Source organism: Rhodococcus sp. IEGM 1366 (genome assembly GCF_033142425.1).
Lineage (GTDB): Bacteria > Actinomycetota > Actinomycetes > Mycobacteriales > Mycobacteriaceae > Rhodococcus_F > Rhodococcus_F globerula.
Genome location: NZ_JAWLRZ010000002.1, coordinates 1 through 3,803, shown reverse-complemented (window position 1 = coordinate 3,803; position 3,803 = coordinate 1). Strand labels below are relative to the sequence as shown.

General features: G+C 59.7%; 4 protein-coding genes. 1 reads left to right on the top strand and 3 read right to left on the bottom strand.

What is annotated here, in order from left to right; all coding sequences use genetic code 11:
- Positions 1-94: 94 nt before the first annotated feature.
- From R4P64_RS05875 to R4P64_RS05865, 3 genes are all read right to left on the bottom strand, one after another.
- Complete coding sequence (locus R4P64_RS05875; RefSeq protein ID WP_033231327.1) at positions 95-1,024, bottom strand: anti-sigma-D factor RsdA; 930 nt, start codon at positions 1,022-1,024, stop codon at positions 95-97.
- Positions 1,017-1,595: a sigma-70 family RNA polymerase sigma factor gene (locus R4P64_RS05870; RefSeq protein ID WP_033231328.1), complete on the bottom strand. Its 579-nt coding sequence runs from the start codon at positions 1,593-1,595 to the stop codon at positions 1,017-1,019. The genes R4P64_RS05875 and R4P64_RS05870 overlap by 8 nt, the downstream gene beginning before the upstream one ends.
- Before the next feature lie 193 nt (positions 1,596-1,788).
- Positions 1,789-2,610: a hypothetical protein gene (locus R4P64_RS05865; RefSeq protein ID WP_261984442.1), complete on the bottom strand. Its 822-nt coding sequence runs from the start codon at positions 2,608-2,610 to the stop codon at positions 1,789-1,791.
- A gap of 581 nt (positions 2,611-3,191) precedes the next feature.
- Here R4P64_RS05865 and R4P64_RS05860 point away from each other — a divergent pair.
- Positions 3,192-3,488 carry a WhiB family transcriptional regulator gene (locus tag R4P64_RS05860; protein WP_033231330.1) on the top strand — a complete coding sequence of 99 codons (297 nt, stop codon included), beginning with the start codon at positions 3,192-3,194 and terminating at the stop codon, positions 3,486-3,488.
- Positions 3,489-3,803: the final 315 nt, after the last annotated feature.

The following is a 3,803-nucleotide window of genomic DNA, read 5'->3' as shown; positions in this document are numbered from 1 at the left end:
AGATTTACGGTGGCCGCCCCACTGTTTTTGATTCCGGTGCTACTGAACTACGTTGCTACTGATTTACGTTGCTGCCTAACAGGTCTCGCGACGCTCAGGACGGCGTGTTCACATTCGGCGACGTTGTTGTCGTCCTCGACGAGGACGGGGTAGTTGTCGTCGGCAACGTTGTCGTTGTTGTCGTCGTCGGGTTCGCCGACGGACTCGGGACTGTTGACGACGGCGCAACTATCGCTGGGTTGGGCGTCGATGTCGTCGGATTGGTACCCGGCAACTCCAGATCCGAGGTCGGGCCAGGCAAAACTGGAATCGACGTCACCGGCGGGGGCTCGAGCGTTGTCAGCCCGTCAGTTGTGGTCAACGGCGGCGGGGCAGCCTGAGTAGTTGTTTCCTGAACCTGGGTCATCAACTTGCCCCAGCGTTCTACGAGATCCGTCTTCGCCTGCGAATCCTTCACAGCACCGGCACGCTGGGCAGCGTTGTCCAGAACCTTCTTCGCTTCGGGAATATCCCCGGCGGCCAACAACCGCTCAGCCTTCTCGAGCTCGGACGTGGTGTCGATCTTCGCGACTGTCGAATTAGCTTCTTCCGTGAAGACAACCTGCTTCACACCCCACAGTGCGTCGCCCGGTTCAGCCCCGTACGTGAGCATCGAGCCGCCACCGATCACCACCGCTGCGACAGCTGCCGCAGCGGCAACGGGGCGCAGTAGACGAAGACGTGAACGAGAACGTTCGCGATCGGCAATGCTGGGGGGCGCCGATTCGATCGCTGCGATCACATCGTCGAGAAGTGGGCCCTCCGGCATCGGGGTCGACACGACGTCATCGCGCCACTTCGACAGAATCAACGCCAGTTCGTACTGCTCAGTGCTATCGGTTGCTACCGGCCCACCATGGGAAATTGCCTCGATCAGCGCGTCGTCGCGCCGAACCGCAGCCAGATCCACCGGTGCACCGTCGTCGGCGAGACCGGCTGTGAGGTCATCGAGATCGGAAGAATCACGATTCTCGTCTCTAGCCATAGCTCTCACCCGCTTTCGTTACTACTTTTTTCAGTTTCGCGATCGCCCTGTGCTGGGCGACTCGTACAGCTCCGGCGGTACTCCCGACGGCGGCGGCCGTTTCTTCAGCCGACAGTCCGACAACCAACCGGAGAATCAAGATCTCTCGATGCTTCTCCGGCAAGGTGCCGAGCAGTTCCTGCATGTGCCGGCTGGATTCCGAATCGAGCGCTCGCTGCTCGGGTCCATCGTCAAGTGCAATTACATCCGGTACTTCGGCTACGGGCTCCGACTTGTTACGGGCGGAGCTTCGATGGGCGTCAGCAACCTTGTGTGCAGCAATGCCGTACACAAAAGCCATGAAGGGGCGTCCCTGATCTTGATAACGCGGCAACGCGGTCATCACGGCGAGACACACCTCCTGCGCGACATCGTCGGCCGACAAGTGGCCTCTCTCCGCCGCACCCACCCGACCACGGCAATAGCGCACCACCATGGGTCGAATGTTTTCCAAAACCAAAGCTAGAGCTGTACGGTCGCCCTGCGCTGCAGCGGCGACCGCGGAGTCCAACTCATCGCTCGTATTTGTCATCGTCAGCGAAAATCCTGGCGTTACAGTGGCACTTCCCGAGCGGGTGTGCTTCCACTAACAGCGGAACCCTCTAAGAGTAACCATCCAGACCGACTGGTCCGCGCAGGCCTGGCCCGCCGCGGCAATGTTTCGACGTGTACAACTCGTCGGCTACCGCGTGGCACACCTCACAGAGGCACATCGGTGGCGCACCTCACAGGGACAGTTCACGGAACACTCCCCCGCGTGCCGCAACCGCAGCGCCGAGTGCGGCCGAATTCGGTGTCGTGGGACTCCCGCTCACACCCTCGATCAGCATCGACGACGCCCACGCCAACGGTAGTAATCCAGACGAACGACACTCATCGAACACTTCACCTGCAAGCATTGCCGCCTGGCCCGGATCGAAACCTGTGAGCGCAGCGCATCGCAAGAGGTCCGACTTGACCTTGTGCCTGAGCGAATCACCACCGGCGGCGAGTTCGACAGCGCGTTCAGCGTGTCGAAGCGCCCGCGTGAAATCACCGGAAGCGAGCGCAAGTTCAGCCGAGACCCACTCGAGCCTGATCACCTGACGCCACAACCGCGCCGACTCGCCTTCCAGACGGTTGATCTGCTCCGCGCAACGCTCGAGCAGGCGCCATCCCAGCGCCAGGCGGCCCTGACCGAGAGCGTCGGCTGCAAGGCCGGTCAACGCGTCACAGGCGGCAGCGACCAACTCGGGAGAGTCACCTCGTCCGGCGACAATGGCAAGCGCACGTCCGTCGTCGTACGACGCCTTCGCGTGCCAGCCCGTTTGCCGCAGGAATGACGCCCGCGTGCTTGCGGACAACGAGGCATACACACAGTCGCCATCTGCGGCCAGGCCGGCGGTGCGCCGATCCACGACGTTCAAGGCGGCACGCGCCTGCGCATACCGCCCCTGACCACCGAGTGCGACGGCGCTCAACCACCACTCCTCGATGGTTGCCGGAGCGGAAAGCGGCGCAAGTCCGGGCTCTGTCCCGAATGCCACGGACTGAAGAGTTGTCGACACGGTCAAATCATTGCAGTGCCCTCGACCACAGATCGCCGCGAGGGGACCGCAAGATGCAACACCCGTGATTCCGGAGCCATTCACCAAATGTTCAACTGAAATTGAAACTTTCATTTTCTTGAATTATTAACGAATGCATATCCATTAGGTTAACTGCGGGTTACCTAATGGACAAACGTCCAAAGTGCGAATTGGGAACTTAGTCCCAATTCAGTCATTCCAAGGTCGCGCTAGAACGCCGACAATCACAGACGGCCGCGAGCGATTCCGCTTTGTCCATAATACGAATACTCCCCCTGATCTGCCACTTCAGACGAAGAATATCTGCAGAACTTTACACATCACTCCACACTGTCAATCATTCGGCAACGGATCACTTACACACGAGGTGGTCGAAATGTAAATATTTCTCTCGTTAAATCTTGCTTTGCGAGATATGCCGCTCACCACTCATCGAAGCTATTGACGCGATTTACTCAGCACCCTTACGGTTAGCAAGCGTGAACGATAGAAAGCCCGGATAATCTTCGGGCTACTTGGTCCGCTCGTTGATCACGACGAGCTTGCAGTAAGGAGTCAACATGCCTGCACCTAATCATCTTCCCGGGCCGAACGCAGACATCTGGGACTGGCAGATGCACGGACTGTGCCGCGGAGTCGACTCCTCGATGTTCTTTCACCCGGACGGCGAACGCGGACGAGCCCGAGCGCAACGCGAAACGCGAGCCAAGGAAATGTGCCACCAGTGCCCGGTTCTCATTCAGTGCCGCTCTCACGCACTGACCGTCTCCGAGCCGTACGGCATCTGGGGCGGGATGTCGGAAACCGAACGCGAGCTGTATGCACGCCACCGCCGGAACGGCCGCCTGGCGTCGTAGAACCTCGTAGGTAAAACCAAGCCTCCTTCTCCCTTTCACTGCACAGCACAGCACAGCACAGCACGGCACCAACTGCTTACCCCGCAGACCGAGACCAGAGAGCCCCCGACGAACTCGGGGGCTTTCTCGTGTCTCGAGGTCTTTTCGTGTCTCGACCCATCCACCTCACTGCTGACTCCGAATGCCTTGTACGGAACGTGCACACCGGCACTTCATCTACGGAAGGCAGACCCATGAACACCTCCACTCGAGTTCTGGCAGTCACGGCAGCAGCGTCATTCGCACTTGTCGGCATTGTCGGTTGTTCATCCGACA